This is a genomic window from Mesorhizobium sp. M0189, from assembly GCF_040322135.1.
Classification (GTDB): domain Bacteria; phylum Pseudomonadota; class Alphaproteobacteria; order Rhizobiales; family Rhizobiaceae; genus Mesorhizobium.
Map to the genome: position 1 here is coordinate 19,048 of NZ_JAMYSW010000014.1, position 25,821 is coordinate 44,868.

General features: G+C 59.9%; 28 protein-coding genes. 2 read left to right on the forward strand and 26 right to left on the reverse strand.

Annotated elements, in window-relative coordinates:
* Positions 1-8 precede the first annotated feature (8 nt).
* Positions 9-1,925, reverse strand: a complete 1,917-nt coding sequence (locus NKJ09_RS22770) for a phage tail protein (RefSeq protein WP_352763590.1) — start codon at positions 1,923-1,925, stop codon at positions 9-11.
* Positions 1,922-2,326, reverse strand: a complete 405-nt coding sequence (locus NKJ09_RS22775) for a DUF6950 family protein (protein ID WP_352763593.1) — start codon at positions 2,324-2,326, stop codon at positions 1,922-1,924. The genes NKJ09_RS22770 and NKJ09_RS22775 overlap by 4 nt, the downstream gene beginning before the upstream one ends.
* A 47-nt stretch (positions 2,327-2,373) precedes the next feature.
* Between NKJ09_RS22775 and NKJ09_RS22780 the strand changes: the two genes are divergently transcribed.
* A complete protein-coding gene (locus NKJ09_RS22780; protein ID WP_352763596.1) occupies positions 2,374-2,757 on the forward strand; it encodes a hypothetical protein in 384 nt (127 codons plus the stop codon).
* Between the two features lie 6 nt (positions 2,758-2,763).
* On the opposite strand, the gene NKJ09_RS22785 is transcribed toward NKJ09_RS22780, so the two are convergent.
* The 11 genes from NKJ09_RS22785 to NKJ09_RS22835 all read right to left on the reverse strand — a co-directional run bounded on the left by NKJ09_RS22785 (position 2,764) and on the right by NKJ09_RS22835 (position 12,427).
* Positions 2,764-3,351 carry a hypothetical protein gene (locus tag NKJ09_RS22785; protein ID WP_352763598.1) on the reverse strand — a complete coding sequence of 196 codons (588 nt, stop codon included), beginning with the start codon at positions 3,349-3,351 and terminating at the stop codon, positions 2,764-2,766.
* Positions 3,351-4,061, reverse strand: a complete 711-nt coding sequence (locus NKJ09_RS22790) for a hypothetical protein (protein ID WP_352763600.1) — start codon at positions 4,059-4,061, stop codon at positions 3,351-3,353. Before NKJ09_RS22790 ends, NKJ09_RS22785 begins: the two co-directional genes overlap by 1 nt.
* Complete coding sequence (locus NKJ09_RS22795) at positions 4,058-8,644, reverse strand: tape measure protein (protein ID WP_352763602.1); 4,587 nt, start codon at positions 8,642-8,644, stop codon at positions 4,058-4,060. Before NKJ09_RS22795 ends, NKJ09_RS22790 begins: the two co-directional genes overlap by 4 nt.
* A 12-nt stretch (positions 8,645-8,656) precedes the next feature.
* Entirely contained in the window at positions 8,657-8,851 is a 195-nt protein-coding gene (locus tag NKJ09_RS22800) for a hypothetical protein (RefSeq protein ID WP_352763605.1), read from the reverse strand.
* 77 nt (positions 8,852-8,928) lie between these two features.
* Positions 8,929-9,372 carry a hypothetical protein gene (locus NKJ09_RS22805; RefSeq protein ID WP_352763607.1) on the reverse strand — a complete coding sequence of 148 codons (444 nt, stop codon included), beginning with the start codon at positions 9,370-9,372 and terminating at the stop codon, positions 8,929-8,931.
* Between the two features lie 3 nt (positions 9,373-9,375).
* On the reverse strand, positions 9,376-9,840 hold the full coding sequence (locus NKJ09_RS22810) for a phage tail tube protein (RefSeq protein ID WP_352763610.1): 465 nt from the start codon (positions 9,838-9,840) through the stop codon (positions 9,376-9,378).
* 106 nt (positions 9,841-9,946) lie between these two features.
* Positions 9,947-10,225 (reverse strand): hypothetical protein, encoded by a 279-nt coding sequence (locus tag NKJ09_RS22815; RefSeq protein WP_352763612.1) that lies wholly within the window; start codon positions 10,223-10,225, stop codon positions 9,947-9,949.
* Between the two features lie 18 nt (positions 10,226-10,243).
* Complete coding sequence (locus NKJ09_RS22820; RefSeq protein ID WP_352763615.1) at positions 10,244-10,750, reverse strand: hypothetical protein; 507 nt, start codon at positions 10,748-10,750, stop codon at positions 10,244-10,246.
* The gene (gene gp17, locus NKJ09_RS22825) at positions 10,750-11,151 is read right to left on the reverse strand and encodes a tail completion protein gp17 (RefSeq protein WP_352763618.1); all 402 of its coding nucleotides are present in this window, start codon (positions 11,149-11,151) and stop codon (positions 10,750-10,752) included. Before gp17 ends, NKJ09_RS22820 begins: the two co-directional genes overlap by 1 nt.
* Before the next feature lie 7 nt (positions 11,152-11,158).
* Positions 11,159-11,782, reverse strand: coding sequence for a phage head completion protein (locus NKJ09_RS22830; RefSeq protein WP_352763619.1), 624 nt, complete (start codon positions 11,780-11,782; stop codon positions 11,159-11,161).
* Positions 11,783-12,427: a head-tail connector protein gene (locus NKJ09_RS22835; RefSeq protein ID WP_352763621.1), complete on the reverse strand. Its 645-nt coding sequence runs from the start codon at positions 12,425-12,427 to the stop codon at positions 11,783-11,785. It lies immediately after the preceding gene.
* A 127-nt stretch (positions 12,428-12,554) separates the two neighbouring features.
* Here NKJ09_RS22835 and NKJ09_RS22840 point away from each other — a divergent pair, with 127 nt between their 5' ends.
* The gene (locus NKJ09_RS22840; protein ID WP_352763623.1) at positions 12,555-13,154 is read left to right on the forward strand and encodes a helix-turn-helix domain-containing protein; all 600 of its coding nucleotides are present in this window, start codon (positions 12,555-12,557) and stop codon (positions 13,152-13,154) included.
* A 200-nt stretch (positions 13,155-13,354) separates the two neighbouring features.
* Here NKJ09_RS22840 and NKJ09_RS22845 read toward each other — a convergent pair whose 3' ends face one another.
* The 13 genes from NKJ09_RS22845 to NKJ09_RS22905 form a co-directional block, all read right to left on the reverse strand.
* Positions 13,355-13,870, reverse strand: coding sequence for a hypothetical protein (locus NKJ09_RS22845; RefSeq protein ID WP_352763626.1), 516 nt, complete (start codon positions 13,868-13,870; stop codon positions 13,355-13,357).
* A gap of 785 nt (positions 13,871-14,655) precedes the next feature.
* Positions 14,656-15,036 carry a hypothetical protein gene (locus NKJ09_RS22850; protein WP_352763629.1) on the reverse strand — a complete coding sequence of 127 codons (381 nt, stop codon included), beginning with the start codon at positions 15,034-15,036 and terminating at the stop codon, positions 14,656-14,658.
* Positions 15,037-15,074: 38 nt separating this feature from the next.
* Positions 15,075-16,391 carry a phage major capsid protein gene (locus tag NKJ09_RS22855; RefSeq protein WP_352763632.1) on the reverse strand — a complete coding sequence of 439 codons (1,317 nt, stop codon included), beginning with the start codon at positions 16,389-16,391 and terminating at the stop codon, positions 15,075-15,077.
* A 94-nt stretch (positions 16,392-16,485) separates the two neighbouring features.
* Positions 16,486-18,060, reverse strand: a complete 1,575-nt coding sequence (locus tag NKJ09_RS22860) for an HK97 family phage prohead protease (RefSeq protein ID WP_352763634.1) — start codon at positions 18,058-18,060, stop codon at positions 16,486-16,488.
* 9 nt (positions 18,061-18,069) lie between these two features.
* Positions 18,070-19,437 (reverse strand): phage portal protein, encoded by a 1,368-nt coding sequence (locus NKJ09_RS22865; RefSeq protein WP_352763636.1) that lies wholly within the window; start codon positions 19,435-19,437, stop codon positions 18,070-18,072.
* The gene (locus NKJ09_RS22870; protein WP_352763639.1) at positions 19,430-21,295 is read right to left on the reverse strand and encodes a terminase TerL endonuclease subunit; all 1,866 of its coding nucleotides are present in this window, start codon (positions 21,293-21,295) and stop codon (positions 19,430-19,432) included. The genes NKJ09_RS22865 and NKJ09_RS22870 overlap by 8 nt, the downstream gene beginning before the upstream one ends.
* Positions 21,264-21,755: a hypothetical protein gene (locus NKJ09_RS22875; protein ID WP_352763641.1), complete on the reverse strand. Its 492-nt coding sequence runs from the start codon at positions 21,753-21,755 to the stop codon at positions 21,264-21,266. Before NKJ09_RS22875 ends, NKJ09_RS22870 begins: the two co-directional genes overlap by 32 nt.
* 197 nt (positions 21,756-21,952) lie before the next feature.
* On the reverse strand, positions 21,953-22,666 hold the full coding sequence (locus NKJ09_RS22880) for a hypothetical protein (RefSeq protein ID WP_352763644.1): 714 nt from the start codon (positions 22,664-22,666) through the stop codon (positions 21,953-21,955).
* On the reverse strand, positions 22,663-23,274 hold the full coding sequence (locus NKJ09_RS22885) for a glycosyltransferase family protein (RefSeq protein ID WP_352763646.1): 612 nt from the start codon (positions 23,272-23,274) through the stop codon (positions 22,663-22,665). The genes NKJ09_RS22880 and NKJ09_RS22885 overlap by 4 nt, the downstream gene beginning before the upstream one ends.
* Before the next feature lie 123 nt (positions 23,275-23,397).
* Positions 23,398-23,988 (reverse strand): SDR family NAD(P)-dependent oxidoreductase, encoded by a 591-nt coding sequence (locus NKJ09_RS22890; protein WP_352763648.1) that lies wholly within the window; start codon positions 23,986-23,988, stop codon positions 23,398-23,400.
* Positions 23,985-24,251, reverse strand: a complete 267-nt coding sequence (locus tag NKJ09_RS22895) for a hypothetical protein (RefSeq protein ID WP_352763650.1) — start codon at positions 24,249-24,251, stop codon at positions 23,985-23,987. Before NKJ09_RS22895 ends, NKJ09_RS22890 begins: the two co-directional genes overlap by 4 nt.
* Positions 24,244-25,239, reverse strand: coding sequence for a hypothetical protein (locus NKJ09_RS22900; RefSeq protein WP_352763653.1), 996 nt, complete (start codon positions 25,237-25,239; stop codon positions 24,244-24,246). Before NKJ09_RS22900 ends, NKJ09_RS22895 begins: the two co-directional genes overlap by 8 nt.
* Positions 25,236-25,820 carry a class I SAM-dependent methyltransferase gene (locus NKJ09_RS22905; RefSeq protein WP_352763656.1) on the reverse strand — a complete coding sequence of 195 codons (585 nt, stop codon included), beginning with the start codon at positions 25,818-25,820 and terminating at the stop codon, positions 25,236-25,238. The genes NKJ09_RS22900 and NKJ09_RS22905 overlap by 4 nt, the downstream gene beginning before the upstream one ends.
* Position 25,821 lies beyond the last annotated feature (1 nt).

Consider the following 25,821-nt stretch of genomic DNA (forward strand, 5'->3'; position numbering starts at 1 on the left):
TGGGGGTCCTATACTGCGACGAGCAGGTTGATCAGGTTTGTGTTGAACGAGAAATTGAGGCTCGGCCGCCGGCGGAAGACGCCAACCGGCTCGGTGGAATACTGCCAGTCGAAAGATTGCCCGCTGCCATCTTTGTTCCGGATGCGCCAGTCATAGGCGGCGCCGTCGATCACCGAATATCTGGCAGTGTCGTTGTCCTGGTTGACCTCGGCACTTCGCCAATCGCCGGCTTCGGCAGGTGAGACCTCTACCCGTTGCACATAGTCGTCAGGCAGTTCTTCCGGAGGATGCGGAACCCAGGACAGTATCAGAACCGGTGCTCCGCCTTCGATAGCGATGACAGCTGTCACGTCGAGCGGCACGTCGTCGATGTTGGGCAAAAGCACCGGCGGAACGTCGATCGTCTGTTGCTCGTCGATGTCCGGATCCCAGTCGGTCGCGCCCTCGGCAAAGACAGCTATGGATGTCGATACCGTCATGCCATCGGAATCGAAGTCGATGCCACCGACCGCATTGGCAATGCGATCCAAGTTCTCTTCCGGTGTTAGATCAAGCGTAAACGCGTAATCCTCAAACAGATCGAGCGCCTGTGGGCCGGAGGTCAGTTGCCCGGTGAATTCCGGGTTCTGTTCGTAGAGATAGAGCTTTGCGAGGCGCTGGGCCTGGGTCGACGATGGGCATAGCGTCGCCGGGAGTGATTCAGACTGCTCTTTGCCATCATCTTCTATCAGGCCGGCATCACGCCAGGAGACTTCGTTCTCCTTGTAGTTCAATGCAGGGTCGAGATAGCTGACTTTGATCGTGTTGAATGATTTCTGTAGCGGCCGGCCGCCGGTGAGGTCGATACTGAAATGGTCGCCGTTTTTAGCGCGCAGCGCGATCCCCCCAGTGGACCGCATCTTCTGGCGTACCGAAATGCGGCCTTGCGTGTCGATAAACACCTCAGCATTGCAGACCGAAGCGATGCTCATGACGCGCGCTTCGTTTTCGGCATTTCTTAGGACCATGCCTACCGAACGATAGCGCGGTTCAGTGCCGCCGGCCTTCAGCGTGACTGGTTCGTCGCAGTAATCGGCAAAATCCGCAAATGCATCGAAGTCGACGAGATCAGTGTCTGCCGGCGTGAAGCCGTGGACGTCCATTACCTCGGATAGTAGGCACAGCCCAGCATTGTCGGTGAATCCGCTCGTTTCGGTGCGTGGATCGTAGATATCGTTCTTGGCATCGATCACCACCTGAACGCTGGGCATGTTATTCGGATAGGTCTCCGCCATGAGATCAAACTGCACGGATTCGACGATCTCCAGGAGCATAACGCAGCCGCGATGCCGGAACGGTTTCAACGGGTCATCAAGTTCCGGAAATGCATCGAGGATCGCTTGAAACGGCTCGTCCGTGGCTAGGCCTAAATTGGTGAGTATTTGCAGCCGCTTGCGGTCGGATACGTCATACTGCTCCTGTTCAACGAAACCATCGACGTCGAGCGTCACCGGCTTCTTGTCTACCCGGAATGACACAAAGCCCTGGATTGGCCCCTCGCAGATATAATGCAGCAGAAAACTGCACGATCTGCGCGGATTGTAGACCGTGCGGCGAAACGCAAAGACGATCACCGAGCCGGTCAAGATCCGGCCATAGATGGCGCGACGGGGCGAGATCGGCTGCCGGATGTTGGTCTGAATCTCCGAAGGCTTTGGGGTCGGCGGAGCTTTTTGCACCGCCAGTGTGAGGCCAACCGAGAGGGCCAGATTTGCTCCGACCAGTAGCGCGCTCGTGATCGCGCTGACGGCAGCCGGCCCGAGGAAGAACAGAGGCGAATTGACCACAAGGGTCAGGATGATTGAAGCCGGATCGCCAACGACATGACCATGAAGTGCGGTGCTGCTCTCCAACTGGAGGTTATTCGAAATATATTTCGTTCTCATCGGGAGACCCCGACTGACCAAACGCAATCGACGCCGATACGCAGCGTCCTCACACCAATCGGATGGTCGCGCATGGCCCAAAAATCCCCATCGAAGATCATGCAGAAGGTCCAGTCATCTGATTGAAGGACGCCGACGTCGCCGCGGACCGGACGGCTGCCCATTCGTGGGGGGCCGAGACATTCAACGATCAAAGGCACCAGGCCGCCAAGGCTCTCCAACAGTGCCTTGGACTCGTCCTTGCTGCGGTAAAGGCCGCGCCACGGAGCCCCGAAATCGACGCCATTAACCCGCTTCACCCATCCAGCCATAAACAGGATGCAATCACTCTCGCTCCAGGAAAACGCCGTGGTTTGCTCGCAAGAGAGGTATTCGTCCAGCAGATCGGGCGCGGCTTTCATTCGTTGAGACAAAGGCGTAGCTTCCGTCTTTTAGGGGGACGCCAGAGATGAACAGGAACATTGTGATCTGCTTGATATCTTTCGGTCTCGTCGGCTGCGCGCAGGCGCCTGGAAAAGGCGTAGGCGCGGTAATCGGACCGCTTCCAGCTGCAGGAATTGTCGCAGCAGACCCCGTCCAATTTTCGGCCATAACCGTCAGCGACACAGTGCCGGGTGACAGAACCATCGTCGGTGAACTACAAGGCACGTCATGCCGCAACAGCGCCTTTGACCCAGCACCTACGGAGGCTGCAGCGCTTACTCAACTGAAACAGAAGGCTGCGACCGCTGGCGCGACCGGCGTTGCTGGCGTCACATACAAGACTGGCGGCCTTAGTCTCACCAAGAACTGCTGGGCTGTCATTGTCGCGAACGGACAGGCATATCGCTGACCCTATTCAGCTCTCAGGGTCGAACAGGTTCAGGCTCTTATCGACCATCTGCGGACAGTAGATGAAGCCGATGGAGTTCGGATCGCGCTGCTGCTGATCGGTGTTGGTGATCATCGAATTGGCCGAACGCCGGCGCCGCACAAACCAGTCCTCAAGGAGCAAGGTCAGAGTTCGCGAAGAGGCTCCGTTCTTGTTCATCGCGAGCCTGTCTCCGATACCGGTGTAGATGTGGAATCGCGGGTCGATGGGCTGCAAATCGCGGTCGTAGAACTGGCCCCAAAAGCGAAAGAAGCGTCCTCTGACGTCGCGTTGGTGTTCTGCGAACAGGGTCTTCAATTCGGCGTTTTCGACGTTAAGCGTGCAGGTCACCTGGCGCGAGGCCCCAACCTTTGAAGCGCCCAGATTGGACACTTTGGCCAGTCCCTGCAGGCCCTTCCAGTGGATGCTTTCTTTGGCGCCGTCAAAGCCGCGCGAAATCGCAATACCGCCTTCGTTGTGCAAATATTCCGTGCCGGACAAGAACTGAAATTCACCCAACACCAGGAGATGCACATGGTTGCCGCGCGTATACTCCTTCACCGTCTGCGAAAACATCAGTCGACACTCTCTACCAACCGGGTTAGATCTTCGACGAACTCGAGCTCATGAGTGCCGTAAACGCCGGCCCTCAATGTCTCGTAGCCTGGTGAGTCAGTCTGGCAGGTCCCGACAAACACCGGGGCGAGAGAGATGACGTCCCCAATCGCGCAGGCTTGCCGCAAAATCGGGGACAGTCTTATGCGGTTGCTGCCATCATCCTCAGTCCACGAACCGCCGATGCCGTAGCAGAACTCATTTATCGAGATGGCGCAGCCGGCCGGCAGCTCTTGCTCGGCCGTCACATATATCTCGCGGGCGTCAAGGTCAGCATTGGCGGCAAATGTCGCCTCCAATGTCGGATATTCGTGACCCACACCAGTCGCATAGAGTGCGTCTGTGGCGAAAGGGATGCCAAGCGGATACGCCTGCCTGGCCGCCCTTGTCGCCAGAGAAAACGGACCATCTATGCCATAGAGGTCCGGTAGGCGAATCCGCACCAACGATGAATCCGCATCCATATTCCAGAAGAACGCTCTGGCAGCTCGCACTGTTGCAGTGTCGTGAACCAGGAAGCTGAACTTCATCTTCCACTGGGCGCCGGACATACCCATTGATCGGCGCATTCCGTTTGTCGCCTCGCGACCCGGTCTCGTGTTGTACGAGATCGCCAGTGACGGATCCATCGGCGGCAACACTGAGATCGGGAAGTCGAGCATTACTGTCATGCGTGCCGCTCCATGATGTCGCCGAAGCGGGCCGGCAAGTTCTTATCGTACTGGGAGAGTCCGGCTGACACGACCTGCCCGGCCGTTTGACCAGACACTGTTTCAATGAACGGTTTCAAATTGCCATCGGCAGTTCGCGACCAACCGACTGTGATGTGCATGTCTTTTTGCTGATCGGCGAACGCAGGAGGGAGACTGAGTAGTGGGGCCTGGGGACCGACATACCCCCCTTTTGCGAAACCGCGCTGAAGCATGCCGAGCTTATTGTTGTTCAGCCCCTCGAGGAATTGCCGCACTCCAGGCTTCGCGACCTCTGAGGCCCTGACGACAAACTCTTCGCCGTGGACGAATCCTCTAACCTGGCCCTGCTTGCCCCCGGTGTAGCCACCCTCATCAAAGCCCAGGATCGAACCGAGTCCGCTCATCAGAGACCCGAAGAAGCCACCCCCACCGCCTATCCCGTTGAGCGCATCCTTTAGGGCTTGCACCAATGGCTCGATGACCAATATTTGAAGGGCAAGGTCCGCCAGCCGTTCGATGAAGCCCTGAAGTCCATCCTCGCCGTGGATGAGATCAGTGGCTAGACCGCCTACCGCCTCAGCCACGCCGTCGGTGAACTTCGTCATCCTTTCATCTTCGGTCAGTTGCTGGACGGAGTCCTGAATTGCCGCCATGACCGGGGGCACAGTCTCACCTGATTTGAGCGCCGCGATATAAGCCCGCACCACAGGCTCGGCGACGCCGAACTGACGAGCCATCTCGATTGTCTTCTGCTCGACCGCCGACAGCGACGCGACGGTCCTGCTTAGATCCAGTTCCTGCAATTGGCGAACAACGCCGGAATCGACGACGCTCTGCATCCCATCGGTGATCGCCTTGAACTTCTCCGGGATCGCATCGAGATTGCCGGACGACACAGCCTCGACGTACTTCTTGATCTCGTCCGCACCGACGCCCATGGACTGGGCCTGCTGCACGATCCGCTGATTGAATTCATCGAGGTTGGCGAGCTTCGTCTGAAGGTCGAGATCTTTCAGCCCGTCGAGCCACTGCTGCCAGCCCTGATCGAGGGGCGGCAGCGTGGTAGCGTCGAAGGCGCGGTTGATGAGATGGTCCGGCGCCTTATTGAGTCCCTGCCATTCGTTTCGTAGACCTTCCGGGTCGCGTCCACGCTGGCGGATAAGGTTGTCGGCAATCCTGTCCTGCATCTCGGGTGTGAAGAAGTCGTCCATCGACAGGCCCAGCTTGGCCATCTGGTCCTTCAGCGTCGTCGAAACGATTTGATACCTGCCGAGCGCCGAAGATCCCTTGCCATCGCCATAGGCAGCGCGGTTCGCTGGATTGGCGAGCATCTTCTGTTGAAGCTGCAGAATCTCCCTCAGCGTCATGGACGTCAGATTGACGTCGCCAGTCCACTTTCCGAAATCGAGCGTTTCGTTGTAGCCGCGCCCCTTGTCCGTGCCTTCGTAGAAGCCGATCAGATCGTGCATGCTCTTGTTGGCGGCATCCATCGCCTGCTGGGTGGTGGTGGCGAGCTCGTCCGGGTACATGCGACGGTGGAGGTTTTCATCGCGCTGCGATTGGACGTCGTCAAAGCGCTCGCCCATAGTCTGCGACCCGACGCGGGGGCCTTTGCCCATTCCGTTCGAGGCGTCCTTGACCGCCGCGGCATAGTCCTTGGCCAACACGCCCAGGTCGGCCATGTATTTGATCTGTTCGCGCGTGCGCTGAATGAGGATCAGCATCTGCGTCGACAAATCGAGCTTGCCAATTTCGTCGAGGCGAGCAAGCAGATCCGACGCGACACCTTTACCGGTCATCGCCTGGGTGACGATGTCCTCGATCGACTTGGCCGCGTTGCCCTCAACGTCGTTGCCTCGCAATTGCTGCGTAGCCTGCACCTGCTGAAGGATGTTGCCGAGATTCTTCCAATCGCGGTTGAAGATCTGACCGAACACGGTCTGCGACGTGGAGATGTCCTTCATCTCCGCATTGATCGCGGCGAGCTTCACCTTCAACTGGTCGAGCTTCATTTCGCCGAGCGACTTGGTCGCGCCGTCGATGCTTTCAGCGGCGTCTGCCGTGGTGATGCCCAGGTCGAGCATCTCTTTCTTCAACTGGTCGGTTCGCTCGGCCGCCTTCTGCGATGCGGCGAAGTACGAGGTCAGGCCAATGGTCGCGCCAACCAGAAGGGCTGTGATGCTCAGGCCCACCGCTCCGCCGAAGAAGTTGAGGACGCCGTTGCCAATCGATGAACCAGTGCGACGGATGACGTTGAGGTTCTTATGGGCGACCGCCTGCTTCTCGACGTTCTCCGTTGTGCGAGCGATAAGAACCGCCGACTCCGCCTCGAGTGCGTGATAGTCCCGCAATGCGGTCTCACGCACCGCCATCGCGGCGCCGACCGACGAAGCATCATTCCCTTGTGCGGCCGCCACAGCCTGGCTGGCAGAAAGCAGATTTGTGCGGGCGAGCGTCAGCTTTTGGTCAAGCACGCCGAGCTGGGCCACCATCTTCTGTGTGGCCTTGGTGTCGAACGCGCCGGTGCTCGCTTCGGCCAGCAGCCGCATCTTCGACTGCAGATTGCCGACTGACTTCTCATAGCGCGCAAGTTCTGCCGCCTCTGTCTTCAGTCTCGCATCAAGGGACTTTCCGCCGATCGGCGCCGCCGCGATAGCGTTCCTGCTCGTCTCGGCCTTTCCAAGAGATTCAAGTGCCTGCTGAGCATTCTTCACAGCGGTGGCATGCTGGTTCATCGCCGCGGTCAGGCCTCGCGTTACGCCAACGCCGGCGTCGAGGTCGGTCAGCTTTGATTGGAGACCAGTGATCTCATCCCGAGCCTGCCCCGTCTGGGCAATGAACTTCTGCTGGTCGCCGAGCAGCCTCTTGTACTGGCCGCCGAAGGTCTGATCGAAGCCATCCAGGTTCTGAACGGAGCGGAGTTCCGCGATCTGCTTCTGCGTGCTCTGCAGCCGCATCGACGAGGTGACGATAGACTCCTGCCGGGAGGCAATCTCACCCTGCAGCTTGGCGCTGGCGAGCTCGCGCTCTTTGGCGATCGCAGCCTGTGTTTCGGCGACGCGTCCGCCGGCCGCGCCAACGGCGTCGCTGCGCGCGCGGACCGTCTCGTCAGCCGATGCCACACGCTGCGCCTGGCGAGCGCGAAGGTTGCGCTCCTCGGCAAGGGCAGCCTCTTGCGCCTGCGCGACACGGAGGCCATCGTCTCGGACGGCCTGCCGGCTGATCTCGACCTCGCGCTGCAAACGCGCGACGGAGTCGTTGCGGGCAAGGACAATGCGATTAGCAATCTCGGCGCGCTGCTTTTCGACGACGCTCACACCCTGCTGGGCGTTGTATTCCTTTTCAGATGCTGCGTGGATCTTGCTCGCGCGGTCGCCACCGATCTTCGCTTCCTGCTGGCGCGTATTTTCCGCAAGCGCGGCCATCTCTCGGCCGATCTCGCCGCGGCGCGCGGTAATGTCGGCGGCCTCGAGCTTGAGGGCCTTGATGTCCTCGCGAATTGCGGCGCTATTCCCGCTGACGCGGCCAATGAATCCGCTCGCCGCACTGCCGACGCTACGCGCGCCCCAAAGAGTCGCGATGCCGCCGCCAACCCGAGTAACCCAATACATCACGTCGTCGAAGTTGTCGGCCAGACCCTTCAGGGCTGATGCCAGGTTCTTCGTCGCGCCATAGGCCGTGTCGGTGTCACCGATGTACCGGATGAAGGAATTCTCGACCTGTATGAGCGACTGGCCGAGCGTCGGCGTGCTCTTTGCGAACTCCGCGTCGATCCGCTTCTTGCCGGCCAGGATCGCGGAAGTGACCTTCTCCGCAGTCAACTGACCTTCGAATGCCAGTTTGCGCAAATCGCCTATGCTGCCCTTGGTCAGGCTTTCCGCCATGGCGCGCAGCAGGACCGGGGCATTTTCGGCAACGGATCTGAATTCGTCGCCCGAGAACCGGTTTGACGCGATACCCTGCGACAACTGAATTGCGGCGCCCTGCGCTTCGGCCGGCGACGCTCCGCCAATCGCGAGCGCCTTTTGCACCGTTTCGGTGATATCGAGCAGTTTCTGCTGCGACAGGCCGAAATTCTCCGTCGCCCGCGCCGTGCGAGCGTAAAGGGTGGTTGTTGCCTCGAGGCCCGACCGCGTGCGCTGGGAGATATCGAACAGTTTGTCCTGGACTACGGCAAGATCAGTGCTGCTCGTGGTCACGGTCTTAAGCTGATTGCTGAGCAGCCGCGCCTTGTCAGCCGTCTGCAACAGCCAGGCGCCGCCGAAGGCGCCGGTGATGCCAGTACCGGTGATAGCCGCAACACCAAGCATGGCCGCACGAAGGCGGTTTGCTTCTGTCGTCGCCTGGGAAAGCGTCCGCAACGACTCCGACGCGAGCCGGAACTGGAAGTTCTTGCTCATGTTGGAGTGGAGCGAGGTGATAGAACGATCGGTGCCGGCCAGCGCCGACCGCATCCTTTTTGAATCGCGATCGATAATATTTGCGGCCGATGTGAAACGAGCCGTCTGGTTCGTATCCACGTAGAGCGCGACATGGATATTGCCGATCGATGCAGCAACCATGGCGGACCTCGCTCAGCCGGGAACCGGCCGATCTATTTTGACCGGTTTCCCGAGGATCTGACTGAACGTCGCGGCCCACTGCTGCGGGTTGAACGCCTTCGTCTCACGCTTCTTCAGGAGGTCTTCCGGTGACTTTGGAAAGTGCTTCGGGGCGTTTGTGCCGGTGGCCGTCAGCATCGCCACCAACCACGAAACCCTGACATTCATCTCCCATTCGTGAGGGACTCTGTCTTTGGCGTAGTTGGCTATTTCAGTCGGCGTCAGGCGGCGGACTTCGTCAGGTTTTAGCCCTGATTCGTGGCCAGTTTTGCGGATTGCTCCAAGGAAACTAGCGCCGCCAGATGAGGGTCCGCACTGATCTCCTTCATCCTGCGACTGACCTCGTCCATCTGCTTCTGCTCCTCAATCGCCTTCTGTTCGGCGAACGTCTTGTCGTAGAGGATCAGGAATAGCCCATCGAGAATCTTGTCCGAGAGGGCGTCAATGTTCCAGGCCTTGGAAAAGTCGACCTTTTGATGATCAACGGCACTGCACTCGATGCAGGCCTTGATGACCGACATCTTCTTGCCTGACAGCCCGTCGAGGACGGTCAGAAGCCAGCCCTTCTCGTTGTTGTCGTAAGCACCCTCGAGGCGCTCGAGCGCATCGACGGTGAATCGGATGAGGACGCCCTCCCCCACTTCGGGAAGGGCGACTTCACCGCGAGCCTTGTTCGCCGGCTTGCCCATGGTTTAGATCGACGACACGGTGACTTCGCGCACCTTGCCCGACGGGGAAAGCGTGAACGGGCGCGTCATCAGGCCTTCCGGCGAGACTTCGATGTTGCCAAGTGACGAAACGTTCGCGTCAACCTCGAGCGCGGTCGTAATGCCGAGCTGGAAGGCGTTGAAGCGGAATGTCTCGAGCGACCGGTCTTCGAGAAACTTGGTCAGGCCGGTTGCGGAGCCGGTCGTAGGATCTGTTGGATCCCACTGAATAGTTCCCGTCCAGTCGACGGCCTTCTTGAGGCCAGGCTTCTGTTCCATGTAGAAGTCGGGACTGTTCAGATGGGTCGAGTCGACCATGTTGAGGGTGACGCCGCCGATGCTCAGCTGCGTGACGTTCGCCACAGTTGCGAAGACCATCGGGGACTCGCCGTCGCCGACTTGCAGAAGGGCGCCAATACCGGTTTTGCCGGTGGATGCTACTCCAGCCATTGTATTTCTCCATTGCTCGTTAAATGCCGGCGCCCGAACGGCTTGTTTAATGGGCAACGAGCCGCGGCCAGCCGGGTGGCCGGGCGGTCATTTTCAGGACGGGCTATTACAGCCGCTTCAACTTCTTGGCTTCCGACCGGTCAAAGGTCGATCGGCCACTTGGTTTGTGGACCCAGTGAGGAAGCCCCTTCCAGGGCCGATACTCCCAATTTCCAAAGTCGTTCGACGTGTCCCTCGCCGGCTTCTTCGGCTGAACAGGGATTACGTCCACTGCCTCCACCGGAACCGCCTGAACTGGAACGATTGGAGTGCGCCGCACGTACCGGCGTCTGACGACCGCTGGAGCATTGCCGGCCATGGTGTTCTCGTCGTCGTTGTCATCCATCGCCAATCTCCTTCGGCGTCAGAGGCGCGATTTCCGGCCGAGCGCCTGAGCCCTCAGCACCAATCGCTCCCAGATGAAGCGGCCGAGCGCCGCCGGGACTTCGTCGCGATGCTCCTCAAACGAAGGCGTCAGTGCCGGCTTGGGCCTTGCTCCCGGGTGCATGAAGCCGCCCTTGAAGTTCGGCTGAAAGTGCGGGGCAGTCCCGAACTCGAGGAGATGCAGAAGGTATCGCGCGCGCCTGGTAGCGCCGAGCTTGTAGGATCGGGTGCCGTTCGAGGCTCCCTGCTTCCTGATGATGATACCTTGGTCGACGTGGCCACCTTTTCGAGGTGACTGCGGCTGCGGGAACCCCGGATATTTGCCTGCATAGTTGCGATTTGCCTGAAGTCTGGCCTTCGTGTCGACCAGCATGGGATTGAGTGCCTTGACCGCTCCTTGGTCAATCTCGGCACCCGAGATCCCTTTCGCCAATTCATTCAGCGCCGCTACTACCGAGCGGTCGCCATAAACGCCGGACCTTGCCATTACGCGCGCCTGAATCTCACATAGAATTGCAGCACGCGCCGGCTCATTGTCCGGTCATCGGAATAGTCCGTGATCTCCGGCCCGGCCTCGGTCACGTCGACGTCCTTGAAAGCGCCGACGCGCTGCTTGATGATGTTCCTCAGCGCGTTGAGGACCAGTTCGCCGAGATCATGTGCTACCGTGCCGGTGGCGGCATTGCACTCGACCATGATGCGATGGAGCGGATATTGGTTCTGCCCGTTCAGATGCAGACCATCCGAGCCACCGACCTGGTTGAGGACGATGAACGGCGCGACCGCCGTTTGCGGAGCCGAGATCGGATAGATGCGGGCCTTAGTCGTGACGGCCGTCACCGGCGCATTGGCGACCAGTAGGCCACTCACGATCGTCAAACCCGACATGGCAGCCTCAGGTCGTTACGGTGATCAGGAACGCCGGCAAGGCCGCGTGGGCGCCAGCAGCGTCGTTGACTTGGATGTCGACCGAGAATTCACCGGCGCTGGCCGGCGTGCCTGCCACTGCCCCCGTTGATGAATCGAGAAAGAGGCCCGGCGGAAGTGACCCGGATTCCTCAATGAACGAATAAGGCGCCTGCCCGCCGTTCGCAGTAATCGTGAAACCGCCGTAAGGCTGTCCGACGACGCCGTCCGAGATCAACTCGGTGATTGAGATCGACAGCGGCGCAGCGCCGAGCAAGGCATTCTGAACCGTGCACTCGATCACGCAGTCGCGCCCAAACTGAGCGTCAGGCCTCGGCGACCGGATGTCGAATTTCATATCCGCGTGGAGAATCTGCATGGTTGGATCGAGCCCGACGATCTCGTCGTAGCGCACGCGGAACAGCCAGACATCCTCGCTGAACCGCTGCTTGGTCTGAACGTCGAAGTGCTCGCGGCCGCGGCGAACAGTCACCTCGCAGAAGATGTCGACGAGCCAATCTTGCCAAACCATGTTTGGCTCATTGAGCGCGGAGGTGCCAACCTGGACCTTTCTTTGAATGGTCAAAAGTTGGCGGAGGGCGCCGGCGCGCATCTATTCGTTCCAGTCGTCGTATGAAGGTGAAATGCGCAGCGCGGCACGCAGATCATCCAACGCGAAGAGCACCTTGCGGTCGATCAGGGTCTTATTCATCTCCATGACCGTCGCTTCCCTGTTCTCGCAATAGTGCGCAGCCAGGAATTTGATCATCCGACGAAGTTTTCCCGGGTACTCGGAATAGCCGGCGGTATAGGTGATCGACGCAGCGCGAGGACCGGCAGTTATGCTCGGCCATGCGGCGATAGGGTGAATCTCCGGGATGAGCATGCCGCTTTTCACGACATAGTCTGCCGGGTCTATGACGTTCTCAGGCGATGAGCCGTCTTCGATGGTGATCGCATCGACGCGGATCAAAGGCGGATAAGGAAGCAGGATCGGCTTCGGATTGCCACATTCGTCTTTGCCGGGGAATTTCGTGATGAACCGTTGGTAGGTACGAGGCATCAGAGTGCGGTTCAGTTCTCCTCCAATGCCATCGAGTTTGTCGACCGCGTCGGTGATGGCGTCGGTCAGAATGTTCGCCCATTGGGCATTCGCAGCAAGAGACGCTGAAAGCCCCATATGTCGCCCAAGTTCAGCCGAAGAGACAATATCAGTCGCAGGGGCTGTCGGTGCAGTTACAACCTCCAGATCGAGCATTTTTATGCACCCACTGTTTATGAAATTGCGTTGAGAAAAATTATTTCTGGGGTACAAACAGCGAACCCGCCGGGTGTCTCACCACCGCGACGGGCTCTGACCACAAACGATCATGGAAGGATCGAAAATGGCTAAAGCTTTCAAATCATGTTCCGTCGATGGCTGCAACAAGAACGCTCATTGGAGCGCATCTGGCGCCCGCGGATGGTGCGGCAATCACTGGTCTCGCTGGAGAAACCACGGCGATCCGTTGGGAGGAAAAACTCCAGATGGCTACGCGCTCCAATGGCTAGAAGAGCACGTATCATACGTCAGTGAAACTTGTCTGCCTTGGCCGTTTACAACCAATCCGCAAGGTTACGGTCAAGTGTGGCTAGAAGGCCAGTTGCTTTTGGCCACGCGGGTGATGTGCGAACGCGCCCACGGACCGGTGCCAGAAGGAAAGCCCTACGCTTTGCACTCATGCGGGTGCGGCCATCTCGGTTGCATCAACCAAGGGCATCTATTTTGGGGAACGCCAAAGCGGAACCAATTGGATCGTGTGAAAGACGGAACGTCGAACCGCGGACGAGCAAACGGCAGTGCCAGGATAACTGAGGCAAAGGTCCGTGAGATTCGAAGGCTTGCCGGTCAAATCACCCATGAGGATATCGCAATCCGGGTAGGCATCAGTCGCGGCCATGTCGGCGACATCATCAGCCGCAAGCGATGGGCGTGGCTTCTGTGATCACCGCGATTTGTAATTGCCGCGGGAGGCGGCCATGTCTCGAACAGTGCGATCGGCTTCTTTGCCCTTCGGCCGGGTGACCGGCTTAGGCTTAAGGTCTTTCTTCGACTCCGGCTTCACGGCTGGAGCAACATAGCGGTCCCGTATCATCGTCATTCCTTGGAAGGATGGCGGGCGCGAGGCCCGCCATCTCATTGGCGTTAGATCGAGTTGGCGTTGCCGAGGCTGTAGGTCGCCTGGGTCGAGGGCTGACGGTGATCGCCGAACAGCACGAGGCTGGCCGACCATTCGCAGGTGTCGGTGGCGCCGCGGGACAGGTTCGGGGTGATCTGCGCGCGGATGAACTCGCGGGCGCCGGCGAGGTCAACGTCGACTTCGTAGGTGCCAGTTTCGGTCGAACCGCCCGAGTCGCCGGTGGCGACAACGGCCGCCGCAAAAGCGGTCGAATAGTCCGCCGCGCCGGTGCCAGCAAGCGCGGACGCATCCTGGAAATTGCCGGCAAAGCTCAGGGTTTCCCCGGTTTCGAGCGCTGCGGTGTACGTGATCACCAGTTTGGCGGAGAGCGCCATACCAACATTGTCGAGCATGCGGTCGACCCAGGCGCAGTCGACTTCGGTGGCATCACCGGTGCCAGCGGCCAGGGCCGTCTTGTTGATTGCCTGGAAGACTGTGCGGCAATAGGCTCCGCCGTTAAGAAACTTGTCTCTGCTGCTCATTTTATTTCTCCTTGGATTGTGTGCGACCGTTCGCACATGGCTTCATGGCCGGCTAAACGGCCGCTCTTCTTGCGAAGATGCTGTGAGATCGGTGGCTATTCGAGCCAGAACCAATCGATTTTTCTTGCCGCTCTGCTGATGGTCCATGGAGACACATCGAACCTGACGGCCAATTCTGCGTAGGTCGCATGGGTCAGCGACCGGATCAGCCTCACGTCGGCTTCGGTAAGTTTGGAGTTTCCGCAGCGCTCGCCTCTATTCGAGGTTCCATGCGCAGCCCTGTCCATCTGGTTCTCAGACGTCGTCGCCCATCTCAAATGTTTCGGATGGACACAACCTTCGTGACCTTTTCCGCAGTTATGAGCTGCCTCATGCCATGGCGTTGGCGGCGGCCCATTCGCCAGAATGCACATCACGCGATGGGCCGTATTCTCCTGCCCCTCGTATCGCGTGCGGCCGTACCCATCCGGACCTCGGTAGAACGGCCACTGTAGACAGCCATCACCTTCCCAGTCGATGAAGCCAAGCAACCACGCAATGCGCTCCCCGCGCATGCAGTTCTTGCCGTTCGGATCGCCGTGTCTCTTAAACCGCTTCCAATGAAGGTTGCAGAAACCACCCGCTCCCTTTGCAATGCGGTGAGCATTTCTGTTGCAGCCAGCGACGGAGCATGGTTTGAATTTGATAGCCACTGAACCCTTAGGCAGTTCGGTTTGGTCAGAGCCCGCCGTGGCACTTGCAATGCTCGGCGGGCTCGTTTTGTTCTATGCTTTTGTAACTGCCGATCAAGCCAAATCGGTTGCAGCAGCGGCGCGCCGCTGAACTTCGTCGGAGATCACCTGTTCGGCGACCTCGGCCGGCTTCTGGCCCTCGGGAACGATGAAGCCATCGCCCGCAATTGCCTTGGCCAGCTTCACTTTCTGGAGGTGGTGGAGTGTCGCCCAGTCCTCCGGAATCTCCACGATCGGTTCTTCGACCGCGGCCGCCGGAGCTCTCGGGGCCACCGAGTCGGCGACTTCGATCGTTTCGATCCCTTCCGGAATCGGGAAGAGCTCCGCGAGACCCTTCTTGAGCATCTCGCGGGCTTGAGCGGGCGTAACGCCATAGACGCTGGCGTTGCGCCCGTCCGTGACCGGCACTAGGCCGGTCTTCTTGACGATGAACATTGGCTATTCCCTTTGACTGAGGAGGTCGAGTGAGGCGCTTACGCGCCCCACCGCACCCCAGTGAGAACAGCGACGGCTTCCAGGTACCGCATGTCCACATCCGCCTCGAGCGAGGCCTTGATGAGGGTGAGGTCGTTCTGGAAGGCAGAAACCACAACGCCGTTCTTGACGTAGGTGGCTTCCGTCGACACCGCGAAGCTGATGCCAGCGCCTTCGCCGAACAGGATGTCGTCGAAGTTGACCAGCAGGATCTCCGACTCGTCCGTGGTGCCTCCGCCGACGATCGAGACCTGGGTGGTCAGGAACACCGGACGACCGCGCCAGGTCGGAACCGCCATGCTGATCTCAGGGAAGATCTTCTGGTCGGTACCGGCGCCGCGCAGGTTGGCGAGGTAGGTCTTGGTGCGCGGTGCCATAACCCATGCCGCGCCGGCCATAAGCAGGTTGCGGCCTTCCATCGACAGCTCGATCGCGGCAGCGCCGGTTTCGATCTGCGCAATGGTCGGGGCGGTTCCACCCAGGGCGGCCAGACGGGTAACGCCCGTGATCTTGGTGATACCGAGCGGCATGTTCACGCCGCCGTCACCGAAGTAGGCGGCCATGTCGAGCGCCGTACCCATCGACGCGGCCATATCGCGCTCGACCCAGGAGCGGACGTCCGAGAGCGACCAGCGGATCAACTGGTTGGTCAGCGGGACCATGGAGTCGAGGAACTTCGCGGACAGGCTGATGTCCTTGAAGCTCGGCTGGCTGGTCTGGATGGCCTGGCCTTCACCGCGCCAGTTCGACGCAGCGCCGGAAGCCGCCGCCGGCAGCTTGTAGGCGCCGTGGGCAAGCGAGATGCGGCGAGGATTGCCGCGGAGGAAGGTCGTCGCCGGGCGAAGGATGTCGATGACTTCGCTCGCCATGTCCTCGGGGAGCAGCACGCCACCGGCGGAAGCTGAGCCCGAATTCAGGGCGCGCGCCTGAGCGCCAGCGAAATCCTTTGCCACGATGCCATAGCCGGCTTCGTCCATGGCCTTGAAGGTCGCCTCGGCACCGCGGACGCCCGTTGCCTTGTAGGTCTTGGCCATCGAGAAGACCATGACGCCGATCTTTTCGACCGTGGTCAGTTCCTTCTTGACCTGGGCGGCTGCGCGAACGGTCTCGTCGACCGGCGTGTTTGCCGGCAGTGCGGCGCGGGCGCGGGCCTCTTCCGACTTGGTGAGCTCGGCGATCTGGCCCTCGAGGGTTTCGACCTCCGTGTTCTTGGTCTTCAGGGTGCCAAAGTCGTCGGCGGACATGTCCGTCTTGTCGGTCAGGGCCTTGATTTCGCCGACCAGATCTTTCAGCCGGGCTTTCAGGATTGCGAGCATTGGAATCTCCTCTGTGCTCATGAAAAAAGCCGCCCTGTTCGGAGCGGCTTGTTGATCCCTCGGTTGCCCGGCAGGGAATTCGGTATGCGTTGTGTTAGGCCTGGATCAGACCCTTGTTGACGAGGCGCTGGATGCTGGCTGTTGCCATCTCCCGGGCGGCTGCAATGTCCTCGGCGCTGGGCGGCGCCGGCGTCTCGACCGGTTCGATTTCCACCGATTTCTCTTTCTCGACCTTGGGTCCGAAGAACCGGCTCAAGGTCGCGCCAACGGATTCGGCCAGGCGCTGCAGCGCGTTGAGCTTTTCCGTCGCTTCAGTCGTGTCGAGTCCGATCACTATTGAATCAATGCCGGCCTGCTTCAGATCAACTTCGGGCGCGTCATCTTTGGGAAGATTGGCCATTTTTTCGTGGTCATTCCACTCTTTCATGGCGGCTGCGTATGCATCATCGCCATATTGTGCCCGGATGGACTCGACTTCGGCCAAGACCCGCTCAGGTTGGATGAAACGCATGTTCTTGACCGCCACTGCAGCACTGGCTGCCTCATGACCGTCTGATGATGCAATCCTGTCGAACTCCACGTCCTCTTCAGGCGTAAACTTTCCCGCAAGGTGGCTTGGCATTGCCCACTTTTCGGCAGGCTTCGGCGTTTCCGCCTTCTCGGCAAGCAGGAAGCGGTCCGCCTTGATGCCGCGGAACATGCCGCTCCAGGCGTCCGTGAGGAACTCAACGGCCAAGGCATGGACGCCTTTGTTCTCGCCTTCTGGGACGATCCAGCTGTCGATCACTTCGCCGGTTGCCTTGTCCAGGCAGTCGGAAAAGGGATAGTTCTTGTTCTCGGCGTGCGCAGGATTGACGGTCACCTTGGCGCCCACAAAGGCGGCTGCTTCAGCGTCCGTGGTCGCCTTCAACTCCATGTCGGCGGCCGGCACAAAGGTGCGGGCGGCCGGGGCAAGCGATTTGTCGATGATGAAGGTCGACCGGCTCGCACCCAGGTCGAAGTGCTTGGCCCGGTATTCGTCCATCGGGACGAGCAGGCCTTCAGGCGTCTTGGCGTAGGTGTCGAGGATCTCCTCGATCAACTCGCGAGCGAGTGTCAGGTCTCCGCCAGCGTCCTTGACCAAAGCATCGGGTTGTGCAGGAATTGGTACAAGAGAACACTCGAGCAATTCCGAAGAGTTATATCGGAAGCCGCCGGTCCAGTCGTCGTCATCATCGAGAATGAAGTCGATGTCTTCCCAGTTCGGCTTGAACCCGATCGATACGGTGCGCAACGATCCGGCCGCGACATGGCGTGCGGCGCGATCTGCATCTTCGTCAGTGCCTTCCGGAAGAAAATCGAGATTGCCCTCGGTGCGCTTCGGCCGGCCGCTGAGAACCTTTGTCACGTCCGACCAAAGGCCACACGGCCACGAACGACTGTTGTGGAAGAGGAGGCCCTGAGGGTTTTCGAGAAAGCGATCGATGTCTAGACCGGCCTGAACCACAATATCACGATAGCGGTCGACGCTCTCGCTCGTCATGATGAAGCGAGCGCTTCGAGTGTCCTTGTTCCACGACGGCGGGGACTTGAAGCCCTTGACCATCACCAGGCCGCGATCACTGTCGCGGACATGGTCCTTGCGCTTGGCCTGCGCTTCATCAGCGGAGGCCTTCCTGAACTTGGCCATGGGAGACTCCTAGTTGTTGGTGACCAGCCGCAGAGCCGTCTTGCTCTTGGCGTCGTCTTCGGCGGACGCATCGTCGGCCGGCTTGTTCTTGTCAGGCTCGACCGCCTTGCCGCCGATCAGCACCTTGCCGTCGGCGTCGACCACTGTCATGTTGACCGGGATGGTACGGGTCTCGCCCTGCTTGTTCGGCAGTGGGTTGTAGCCCAGGACCGCGCGAGCCTCGTCGGCAGTGATCAGGCCGCGCTCGGAGGATTTGATGACACGTTCGGCCTCATTCTTCGGATCGCGTAGCGTCATCTCCGAGCGATCGTATTCAAGGAAATACCGAAGCCGGTCCTTCTTGCTCAGCAGGATCTTGCCGTACCGCTGCTCGAACGGCTTGGCGACCGGAATCAGGGTGTCGCCGACATACATCTTCTCGCCGGTTTCGAGATTGTCGTACTTCACCCCGTCCATCTGGAAGACTTTGTACGGCGGGACGCGCAGCAGGCGGCAAGTCGCGTTGATCTGGGCGGAAACCTGCTTGGTGAGCTCAATCTCATCCGGCTTCGACGAGATGGATTTGAACTCCACGTCGCCTTCAAGGATGATCGGTTCCGTCAACTGGCGGAACTTGTTCATCAATATCTTGTACTGCTGCCGAATCCGCTGGAATTGCGGCTCAGGGAGCGGCTCGACGCCCTTGCGGGTGAACACGCCGCGCATCTGACCTTCTTCGCTGAAGAGGTGACCGCGGTAGTCCTCGATCGCGGCGCCAGTCTCCAGCGTGGTCTTGCCGGCGGACAGCGTCGAGTAACCTTCCATGCCGTCAAGCATGCGGCCGCGAACGTGGATCATGTCGCGCTCGTGGAAGGTCCGCGAGACCGAGCCGAGCAGCGCTTGCTCCTGCATGGTGCCGGCGGTCACGTCGTAGAAGACGTCTCTGCCCTCGATCTTGTCCCGCACCCGGCCAGTCTGGAACGGAATGAGCTCGAGCGGGTCGTCAGTGTTGTTGCGCAGCACGCCGGCATAGGCATTCGACGTCAGGCAGCGCCAAAGCACCATCATCTCGTTGAATTCGTACCAGGTGTGGCGGCGATTCGGCTCCGTTGCGAGGAGCGCCGCGATCTCGTGCTGTTCCGGGTGAACGACCCGCGACGTCCCGTTCATAAGCCGCTCGCGCAGGCGTAGCGTCGATTTCGCGATGTCCTGGGCGATGACATCGCAGCCGAGCATGAATGCCGCCTGCTGCAGCGCCTGCATGACGCCCATGCCGCCGTAGTTTTGGCCGATCCATGACGAGAACTCCGCCATGGTCATCTCTTCGCCGTGCGACTTCGTGAAGAAGTCGAGCTGGCGCTCATCGGTCTCGACGGTAGCAGTCTCAATGTCAGACATCGCCACCTACCACCATTTGATCAAAGCCGATGATGCCGCGCGTCAGATAGGGGTCAGAAGACGCCCCGATGACTTCTCCGGCCGGCTTGGCTTCTCCAGGCTGCAGGCGGCAGCCGTTCGCGAAGCAGAGAGCGACGAAACCGTCGATCTTCCGCGGCGAGTTTTCCTTGTCCTTGCGAGGTATGATCAGCCCGTTGCCGCGGCGATCGCCGTGCACGTTCTGCGCATTCCAGGCTAGCACCGGGTTGCCGTCGTGCCAGATCGTCTGAACGGCGATGCGGCCGAGAATGTCGTCCACCGGCGGCGTCATCGTCTTCGCCGAGTTCGGATAGACCATCACCGGCTTGTTGCCGTCCCACAGATGCTTCACCGTGTTGTGGGCCTGAGCAGGGTCGCAGGCGATGACCTGGACCTGAAACATGTCGCAGAAGACTTCGACGTCCGCCCTCACCCGATCGTGGTCTGCAAGCGGCCCGGGCGTCAGGATCAGGTATCCTTGCTCCTCCCAAAGGGCGAGATGGTCGACCAAGTCTGGGTTCTGCGCTGTCGGCGACTCTTCCGGCAAGTAGAACTGCGAAAAGACAACCAGTTCCCCGGTCGGCATCTCAAAGAGCAGCGAGATCGCGCACATGTCGAGGACTTGCGCCAAGTCGACGCCGATCCAGCATTTCCACCCAAGGAAATCTGAAAGGTCGAGTTTTTTCCGTTGGCAGGCCGCCCAGGAGGACGGCTCAATCAGCGTCATCCCGGCGCCGGTCCAGATGTTGAACCGCGTACGGGCAATTTCTCCGCGAAGATCGGGGCGCAACCGGTGAGCCTGCAGGACCGCCGCCTTGATCTTGATCGGGTCAAGGCTGACCCGGTACATCGGGTTTGCCTTGGCGATCAGCGTCTCGTCGGTGAGCAGCTTGTCCCAGTCGATCGCATTCGTTTCGGGGTTGGTGTAGTCCTCGCGATCGAGGGTATAGATGGCGGCAAAGAACGTGAAGTCCTCGGCCTTTCCCTCCAAAATCATCGTCGCCTGGACGAGAAGTTCGTGTGCCGGACCCTCTGCGCGGTAACCAGCCGTGGTAATCATTCGGCGAAGCGCGTTCGGCCGCGCACCGAAGGCGGAGTCAACGACCTTGTAGACGGACGCGGCGCCGGCGTGACCTTCTTCGAAGAGCGCCAGGCTCGGGTTGAGACCGTCCTGCTTCTCGCCAAGCGATGTGAGCTTAAAGATACGGCCGTCGCCGCGGCTGATCTCCTCCTTGGTGACCTTCAGGCCAAACTGAGCCCGGAGCTCGTCGTCATTGTTCACCATCTTCAGGATATCCCCGAAGAGAGTGTCATCAGCCTGCTTGGCCGACGCTGCGGCGATCGGGATTTCCGGCGCCAGGCCGCCAGAGCAGCAAAGATCGAAGAGTGCGGCGCGCGCGGCGCGCAGAGACTTTGCGTTCTTGCGCGGGATCAACTCCAGCGCTGTCTCAACAAGCCTTGTGCCATTCAGGCGCCGGCGGAATCCATGGATCGCAGATTCGATCCATATCTCGAACGGTTCGAGGATAATATGTGGGTCGACGTTACCTTCGGCATCGACTTGGTTGATTTCCCAGTTGCCACTCTCGAAGTGCTGCAGGCGCTCGCCAAATAGGCAGTAGTCGACGACGAATTTGGGCTCATAGTAAAAATCGTTGCCGGGCTGCTCCGCCATCTCGAGCATGTCGAGGTAGCGTTGCGTTGCGGCCACCATGAGCCGGTTCGTCGGAAGCCGTCCAGATGCGACCGCTTCAGCATATAGGCGGGCAATCCCCGGGTAATCGGGGACGCTCGTTATCTCGCCAGTATCAGAGTTCTCCAGCTCCAGATTTGCCAGCACGCAGTCGGAACGGCGAAGCCCTTGAATTTGAGAACCCCGAACCGTCGAACCGGTTTTTTTGGTTCGGGTTCGCGATCGCTGGCGCATCTTCTGCAATCCTGAGCCTCACGCTGATCGCATCCATGCGCTTGATAAGATCCATCGAGACCGACTTCCCCGCGGTCAGCCTCTCGTGCATCTGTTGATGCATCACCGCCATGCGTTCACAGTCGCCGCATGTGACCTTGGTCAGCTTGTTGCCAGCGAAGAGGAGTGCAGTGATTTCGTCGTACTTTTTGCGACCGACTTCATTCAGCGGAATGGTCGGCTCGGGAATGGTGGTCAGCCACGGGCCCGTGATGACCTTCTCGGCCGCCTTGGCGGCGTAAATCTCGTCTGTCCTGTCTGAACGGAACGTTCCTTTCGCGAGCTTCTCCGCGTCGGTTAGTCGCCCGTTGCCTCCGCTGCCAATGCCGCCCATGGTCTATCTCCCGGCCGGCTTAGGCGCTCCATAAAGACGCTCACCAACAGCGCGGAGAATTTCTCGATCGGCCCAAGACAGTTTCGGATCGTCCATTCGCACAATCAGGATGCCCTGGTCGCGGAAAGCCTGTCGCTTGATCGCCTCATAGTCGATGGCCGTCGCCGGTTTCAGCGGCGATCCGAATCCTCGCGGACTCATGCCGCCCAGCGCTCGAGCTCCGCTCGCCACTCATCGGCGAAAGCGCAGTCCTCATAGCCGGACATCGTCGGAATCCCGTCCGTGAAGTGCACCACGTCTGGCTCGATCTCTTCACTGGAATGGCCAACGAGCCAATTCCACGACGCGTCCAATTCGCCGATATCCTTGTCTTCGAGCCAGCAGAAGGCGTGAAGATCACGCCCGGGTACGGTATTGATCAGATCGACTGTCAGCGCCTTGTTGGCCGGGTGATCGCAGTTGAAAGCGCAGACGCTCGACCAGTTCTTCCGCGAATATTTCGTCTGGACTTGTCCGTCCATCTTGATGCCGTCGGCGGGCTGGAAGTTGTGTTTCACAACCATCACGGCCTTCGAGGGGTCAAGAGCTTTGAAAAGCCTTTCGAGGTTCGATCGGACCAGCATGTCGCTGTCCATAAATATCGCCCAGCCGCTTTCGGCCAGAATCGGCGAAAGGAATCTGGAAATCGCAAACTCGGTAGCCATGGGAGCGCCCGAGATGTCGTCCCACAGGCGCCCTTCCCTCACACTTGTCGGCCGGCTGTACAGGCCGCGCGCGCGCAGGCTGGAAAGAACGAGCCCATAGACCGGTACAGGGGTAACGAGATGGCGTCGGATCGAGTGCTTGGTGACCGCAAAAGCGGCCGCCTCACGCGCGTCGAAGCCGACGTAGAATGCATGCTTGGGCTTCACTGGTCTTTCCTCTTGCCCTTGTGGTGTGAAGTGCACTCGGCAAGGCGAGTTTCTGGCCAGGCATGACCACGGGCGCCGGCCGGGTTGACGTCGCGGATCTTGAGGTCCGGCTCGGCCTCAACCGCGCGGTCCCAGACGAAGGCGGAATGCCATTGAGCGAGTTTGAAAACTGAGTCATTGAGGTAGAAGTCGGCGAACAGGCGTAACACCCGGCGCGTGAGTGGCCCGATGCGCATTGCGTAGAAGCCGATTTCAGTATGGCGTGCGGGGCGCCGTATGCAGGCCACGTCGGCGTCGCCGAGCAGCGATTCGATCCAGCCGGCCGGAACCGGCGCCGTTGTCTCCGTGTCGGCATCGAACCAGACGAAGATATCCCCGTCTTCGAGCCCGTCGATGCCGGCGATCGGCGCCAGCGCTTGCGGCATCCATTTCACAGCGTCATGCCGCCAGGAATAGCCGTTCTCGTTCGTCTTCGTCCCAACTGGCGCCCGATGGCCCATCGCGGTCACGTCGCTGCTCCAGCGGTCCAGGAAGCTGCGATAGCCACTGATCAGTTCGAGTGGCGCCTGCTTGCCGCGCGGGAGACCAATGAAGCGGTCCGTGACCATGACCAATTCGACGTCGGCCGGCCAGTTGTCCGCGAAAGTCTGGGCGAACGTGCGGCCGTAGCGCTCCCATGCCGTGCCCCAGCAGAGGGAGCAGACTCGAACAGTCATCAGCGATCCTTTTGGTTACTGGAGGCCGCCGTGCATCCGGACAATCGTCCCGGAGATGTACGGCTGAAAATAGAGCAAAGATCTGGCCATCAAGGCGACTTCGCGCGCCTCGAGGAATCTCTTCTTCGGGTGCTCGTCGCGTCGCCGGATGAGATTGTGGACGTCGGTCCGTGATGTTGTCATGCGACAGTCGCCGATGATCCCCGGGGAAATGCCGACAAGCTGTTGATGAGGCGACAGGCGCTTGGTTTCGATGTACCGGTGGATGAGCGCTTTGGAGGACGCATAATTCTCGTCGAACGAGCCACGGTAGGCGCTTTCGGAACCAATGATGCAGACCCTGGCGAACTCGTTTGCGGCAAAGATCAGGTCGCAGGCCAGAACGATCGAGCCGTAGTTGACCTCGATCCCCTCTTTGATCTCGGCCTCGGTCTGGTCCTCGATTTTCTTCGGCCGCAGCAGGCCTTGACAGAACAGATACCGCTGCACGTCGACCGGGAAGTTCGGCTCCATCGGCTTGCCGTGGAGGGTTACCTCGGCCGAGCGGAGGAGCCGGCGGAATTCTTCGGCTATAGCGCTGCGCCAGCCCGTGATGACGATGGTCATGCCATTTCTGTGTGGAGCTTTTTCAACTCCTCGATCAGCAGGCCAACCTCGTGCCTTGTGACCGGCACTGGCTCATGCGCATCCTCGCACCACCCGCGCTCGCAGAGGATCAAATTGACAACCTCCCCACGCGCATATGGCTCAGTAGGTCCACTTGGATCCTGGCACTCCGTAATGACCTTCAAGCAAACAGAATAGCCCAGCACATCATATTTGCCGTTCTCGTCCGGGAAATTGACTTCCCGGGCGTTAATCTTACCCATCAATCATCCCCTTGATGATCCTCTCGGCCTGGATCACAGCGTCGATCTTGCCCGCGCGAACCCTCAGCGCACGCTCGCCGACGCGAACGACGTCGACCAAACGACTGTCCGACCCAGAAAGCGGCATTGCGCGGATGCTCAGGCGGTAGTCCTCCACCCGGTAGAGATCACGCACTGCCGGATAGAAGCCGGCCATGTCGCTGATCATGAACTGTGCCTGCCGCTCGATGTCGGCGGCGCTGAGCCCGTCGAGCAAGGCCTTCGCCTCGCCCCAGGTCTTGCAGGTCTTCGAAAACGGCGTCCATTTCGCGGACGACAGGCTCGACAGGCCGAGATCCTCATTCCAGACGTAAAGACTGGGGAATGGCCCGTCGACGATCGTGACCGACTTGTCCGTCGGCCCCTTCAACAGGACCACCAGGCATGGCTCGTAGCGATCGACGCCGGCGCCGTCATTGGCGCAGAAGCTGCAGTCAACCGTGAGATCGTAGTCGTTGCTATCCACCTCACCGATCGGCGTGTTGAACTTGATCGCGCCGTCGAGTTCCTTGGCAAAGAAGGCTTTGGCGTCGTCGACCACGATATGGCGCTCACCGAGCATCACGCCGCCTTCGACATAGGTCAGGCCGAACTCGGCCGGATCGTAAAGGGTAAGGAACTCGACCTGATCGCGGAGGATCCTCGTGTAGGTGCCGAAATCGATCAGCGAGTGATCGCGCGCGACGGCATAGATGTTCACCGGGATGGAGCGTGTAAACTGGCCGTACCGAGCGAGAAACTCCGCTTGGTGTTCCTGGCAAGCCTTCTGCGTCACTGACGACCGCGGATAGTGCGGAGCGCCAAGATGAAGACGGGCCGGGATGTTGCCGGAGGCACCGTTGAAGATGCGGCCACTGCTCTCATGAATCTCGACATCGTGACCGCCGGCGATCAGCGACAGCCCGACCGAACAACCGAACCAGCCTGCCCCGAGGACACGGATCTTCATAGGCGGTATCGCTCGATGAACGCACCGTCAGTGCTCTTCTCACGCACAGACAAGATCACCTCGATGTTCTTCTCGCGCTTGAGAGCCGTCGCCCAACGAGTTGCGGTCCAACCGAACGGGTGAAGATCCGGCCTCTGGAACACCTTCTTCTTCACCGGCGCGATCTTCTCGGCGATGTAAAGAGCCTTGTTCGACAGCAAATAGAGGCGGTCGACCACCCATGGCAGGTCAATGACTGGAATCGACCCCAGGACATGCGTGCAGATGACCATGTCGAACTCGCCAACGGGCTCGGCGGCGAACGGCGGATAGGCCGGGTCGTATTTGGTGACCGGAACGCCCCAGAATTCCTCGATCGTCATGCCGACCGGGATAGACCCCGTATCGTCAGCGTTCCGCCAGTCGTATTGGCTGCCTTTGCCACAACCGTAGTCCAGAATCGACGTGCAGCCGAGTCGATCGATGATCTCCTTGATGAACGGAGCGTGCGGCCGCAGGAACTTGCCGGAATAGGTCTTATGGACCGCGTGATGTCGCTTGCTGTCCTCGAGGGCAGCAAAGTATTCGTTGCTTGGCTTCATG

Coding starts and splice junctions, on each gene's coding strand:
- NKJ09_RS22790 (WP_352763600.1), bottom strand. CDS start 4,061: ATGACAGTAATGCTCGACTTCCCGATCTCAGTGTTGCCGCCGATGGAT.
- gp17 (WP_352763618.1), bottom strand. CDS start 11,151: ATGTCGGGTTTGACGATCGTGAGTGGCCTACTGGTCGCCAATGCGCCG.
- NKJ09_RS22840 (WP_352763623.1), top strand. CDS start 12,555: ATGGCTAAAGCTTTCAAATCATGTTCCGTCGATGGCTGCAACAAGAAC.
- NKJ09_RS22905 (WP_352763656.1), bottom strand. CDS start 25,820: ATGAAGCCAAGCAACGAATACTTTGCTGCCCTCGAGGACAGCAAGCGA.
- NKJ09_RS22795 (WP_352763602.1), bottom strand. CDS start 8,644: ATGGTTGCTGCATCGATCGGCAATATCCATGTCGCGCTCTACGTGGAT.
- NKJ09_RS22895 (WP_352763650.1), bottom strand. CDS start 24,251: ATGGGTAAGATTAACGCCCGGGAAGTCAATTTCCCGGACGAGAACGGC.
- NKJ09_RS22800 (WP_352763605.1), bottom strand. CDS start 8,851: ATGAATGTCAGGGTTTCGTGGTTGGTGGCGATGCTGACGGCCACCGGC.
- NKJ09_RS22830 (WP_352763619.1), bottom strand. CDS start 11,782: ATGCGCGCCGGCGCCCTCCGCCAACTTTTGACCATTCAAAGAAAGGTC.
- NKJ09_RS22810 (WP_352763610.1), bottom strand. CDS start 9,840: ATGGCTGGAGTAGCATCCACCGGCAAAACCGGTATTGGCGCCCTTCTG.
- NKJ09_RS22805 (WP_352763607.1), bottom strand. CDS start 9,372: ATGGGCAAGCCGGCGAACAAGGCTCGCGGTGAAGTCGCCCTTCCCGAA.
- NKJ09_RS22835 (WP_352763621.1), bottom strand. CDS start 12,427: ATGCTCGATCTGGAGGTTGTAACTGCACCGACAGCCCCTGCGACTGAT.
- NKJ09_RS22885 (WP_352763646.1), bottom strand. CDS start 23,274: ATGGTCACGGACCGCTTCATTGGTCTCCCGCGCGGCAAGCAGGCGCCA.
- NKJ09_RS22770 (WP_352763590.1), bottom strand. CDS start 1,925: ATGAGAACGAAATATATTTCGAATAACCTCCAGTTGGAGAGCAGCACC.
- NKJ09_RS22890 (WP_352763648.1), bottom strand. CDS start 23,988: ATGACCATCGTCATCACGGGCTGGCGCAGCGCTATAGCCGAAGAATTC.
- NKJ09_RS22820 (WP_352763615.1), bottom strand. CDS start 10,750: ATGGCAAGGTCCGGCGTTTATGGCGACCGCTCGGTAGTAGCGGCGCTG.
- NKJ09_RS22785 (WP_352763598.1), bottom strand. CDS start 3,351: ATGTTTTCGCAGACGGTGAAGGAGTATACGCGCGGCAACCATGTGCAT.
- NKJ09_RS22775 (WP_352763593.1), bottom strand. CDS start 2,326: ATGAAAGCCGCGCCCGATCTGCTGGACGAATACCTCTCTTGCGAGCAA.
- NKJ09_RS22855 (WP_352763632.1), bottom strand. CDS start 16,391: ATGCTCGCAATCCTGAAAGCCCGGCTGAAAGATCTGGTCGGCGAAATC.
- NKJ09_RS22865 (WP_352763636.1), bottom strand. CDS start 19,437: ATGTCTGACATTGAGACTGCTACCGTCGAGACCGATGAGCGCCAGCTC.
- NKJ09_RS22850 (WP_352763629.1), bottom strand. CDS start 15,036: ATGTTCATCGTCAAGAAGACCGGCCTAGTGCCGGTCACGGACGGGCGC.
- NKJ09_RS22780 (WP_352763596.1), top strand. CDS start 2,374: ATGAACAGGAACATTGTGATCTGCTTGATATCTTTCGGTCTCGTCGGC.
- NKJ09_RS22860 (WP_352763634.1), bottom strand. CDS start 18,060: ATGGCCAAGTTCAGGAAGGCCTCCGCTGATGAAGCGCAGGCCAAGCGC.
- NKJ09_RS22815 (WP_352763612.1), bottom strand. CDS start 10,225: ATGGATGACAACGACGACGAGAACACCATGGCCGGCAATGCTCCAGCG.
- NKJ09_RS22900 (WP_352763653.1), bottom strand. CDS start 25,239: ATGAAGATCCGTGTCCTCGGGGCAGGCTGGTTCGGTTGTTCGGTCGGG.
- NKJ09_RS22845 (WP_352763626.1), bottom strand. CDS start 13,870: ATGAGCAGCAGAGACAAGTTTCTTAACGGCGGAGCCTATTGCCGCACA.
- NKJ09_RS22875 (WP_352763641.1), bottom strand. CDS start 21,755: ATGGGCGGCATTGGCAGCGGAGGCAACGGGCGACTAACCGACGCGGAG.